1 pseudogene is annotated in these 273 nt (G+C 53.5%); it reads left to right on the top strand.

Features of this window, described 5'->3' with window-relative positions:
* Positions 1-5: 5 nt before the first annotated feature.
* Positions 6-273 (top strand): annotated as a pseudogene (locus CWB99_RS23865) (TonB-dependent receptor); the annotation flags it as partial.

The raw sequence follows: 273 nt of genomic DNA on the forward strand, positions 1-273 counted from the left end.
GCACTGTGCGCACTGCCCTAAGCCTCGCTTTAGGCTCTGCTGCGTTATCCCTCCCCTCTGTTGCCAGCGCTAACGAAACCGGTGGTGAAGGTGTAGAACGAATAGAAGTCACTGGCTCGCGTATCAAGCGCACCGATATGGAAGGCCCGTCGCCAGTACAAAGCATAGGTAAAGAAGACATTGCCAATATGGGCTACGACAACTTGCAACAATTGCTAGAACGTATGCCTGTAGCCGGTAACGGCACCTTCTCTACTCGCGGCAACAACCAAG

Origin of the sequence: Pseudoalteromonas rubra (assembly GCF_005887095.1) — a bacterium.
GTDB classification, from domain to species: Bacteria; Pseudomonadota; Gammaproteobacteria; order Enterobacterales; family Alteromonadaceae; genus Pseudoalteromonas; species Pseudoalteromonas rubra_E.